Origin of the sequence: Mycobacterium sp. (genome assembly GCF_035603715.1) — a bacterium.
GTDB lineage: Bacteria > Actinomycetota > Actinomycetes > Mycobacteriales > Mycobacteriaceae > Mycobacterium.
In genome coordinates this window covers 1-2,091 of the sequence record NZ_DATNJW010000167.1, presented here as the reverse complement: position 1 = coordinate 2,091, position 2,091 = coordinate 1, and the positions used below count along the sequence as shown (strand labels likewise).

Here is a 2,091-nt window from a genome sequence, read left to right as displayed (position 1 = left end):
CTCGACGAGGTACACGACCCGGTGTGTCGCCAGGTGTTCGAGAAGATCAACAACGACGAATCACGGCATCTAGTCGTTGATTTCGAGGTTCTGGACCTGATCGGGCACGCGAAGATCCGACGGCTGCTGATCGACTTCGTCGGCCGCAACACCACTCCGGGTCTCATCATCTTAGCGATCATGGGTGCACCGCTGATCAACCGGATCCGCAACGAGATCACCGCCATGGGCATGGAGCCCGAGCGGCTGTACAAGGCCGTGAAACGCTTCAAAGAGCTCGGCGACCGCGGACAGCACACCAGTCGAGTACCGACTTATCGATTCCTGAGGCGCTACGCCGGCGTGGTCACCAACCCGCGCCACCCATACCATCTGCTGGCCAATTCGATGGTGTGGCTTTCCGACCGGTATCCGCGGCCCCTATTGCCGTCGGTGCCTACTTGGGTTCGAGAAGTCACTCACGAGCCGGCGGCATGACCATGGCGAAAACAGCCACTCATGCCACGCTGATCGTTGGAGCCGGGTTCAGCGGCCTTGGCGCAGCGATCAAGCTGGCCCAAGCCGGCGTCGACGACGTCATCATCCTGGAGCGCGGCGACCGCGTCGGCGGAACCTGGCGGGACACCAGCTATCCGGGTGCCAGCTGCGATATCCCGTCGTTGCTGTACTCGTTCTCGTTTGTCAAGAACCCGACCTGGTCGCGAACCTATTCGCCGGCCGGCGAAATCCGCAACCACATCGAGGACATGGCCGATCGGTTCGACATCCGTCGCCGCATTCAGTTCGGTCAGGAAGTCACCGGACTGTCCTTTGACTCCGACGCCGGCGTCTGGACCGCAACCACCGCCAGCCGCAAGCGTTTTCGCGCCCGCACGGTGATCCTGGCGTCTGGGCCGCTACCGGATTCCAGCTTCCCTGACATGCGGGGCATCGATTCCTATGAAGGCCACAAGATCCACAGTGCCCGGTGGGACAAGGACTATGACTTCACCGGAAAGCGGGTCGGTGTCATCGGGACCGGCGCCAGCGCGATCCAGATCATCCCCGAACTGGTCAAGCAGGCCGATTTCGTGAAGGTATTCCAGCGCACCCCGGGCTGGGTGCTCCCCCGCTTCGATTTCGCGACGCCGCCAGCTGTCCAGACGGTCTTCGCCAAAGCCCCTGCGGTGCAACAGCTTGCGCGCCAAGCGCTGTACTGGGGCCATGAGGCAAGCGCGACTGCGCTGGTGTGGAACACCCCGTTGACATCTGTGGTCGCCCGGCTCGGCAAGATGCACCTGAACCGTCAGGTCAAAGACCCGTGGCTGCGCCGCCAGCTCACACCCGACTTCACTCCGGGCTGCAAGCGAATGCTGGTCTCCAGCGACTACTACCCCGCCCTGCAGCGCGACAACTGCAAGCTGATCGACTGGCCGATCGCCACATTGAGCCCGGTTGGCCTTCGCACCAGCGACGGCATCGAGCACCATCTGGACTGCCTCGTGTTCGCCACCGGTTACGACGTGCATCTGACCGGCCCGCCGTTCCCGGTCACCGGCCTGGGCGGACGATCGTTGAGCGACGAATGGGCCGACGGCGCACAGGCTTACAAGAGCGCCAGTGCGCACGGCTATCCGAACCTGTTCTTCATGACCGGCCCGAACTCCGGCCCCGGACACAATTCGCTGCTGGTCTACATCGAGGGCCAGCTCGACTACGCCGTCCGCGGTATCACCACCATCTTGGACAGCGATCTGCGCTACCTCGATGTCCGTCACGATGTGCAGCGCCGCTACAACGAACGCATCCAGCGGCGACTCACCAAGACGACGTGGATGTCGGGTTGCAGCAGTTGGTATTTGACCAAGGACGGACGCAACGTGTCGATGTACCCGGGGTTCGCCACCCAGTATCTTCAGCAGATGCGAGATTTCCAGTACGCCGACTACGACGCGGTCGAACATGCAGCCGTGCGCGTGAGCTCATCCGCCTGAGCGATGGCACCCAACCGACCGCCCCGCCCTGAAACCGGCACCATCGCCGGTGTTTTGGCGAACCTGCGGCGCGCCCCTAAACGCGTCCGGCGCCAATCACGGGAGGTCGTCGAAAACG

Annotated in this window: 1 protein-coding gene and 2 pseudogenes; all 3 read left to right on the top strand. The window is 63.1% G+C overall.

Annotation, left to right across the window (positions count from 1 at the left end):
* Positions 1-477: pseudogene (locus VN856_RS07425) on the top strand (ferritin-like domain-containing protein); the annotation flags it as partial.
* Positions 474-1,973, top strand: coding sequence for an NAD(P)/FAD-dependent oxidoreductase (locus VN856_RS07420; RefSeq protein ID WP_325687623.1), 1,500 nt, complete (start codon positions 474-476; stop codon positions 1,971-1,973). The pseudogene VN856_RS07425 and the gene VN856_RS07420, both read left to right, overlap by 4 nt.
* Positions 1,974-1,976: 3 nt before the next feature.
* Positions 1,977-2,091: pseudogene (locus VN856_RS07415) on the top strand (MerR family transcriptional regulator); the annotation flags it as partial.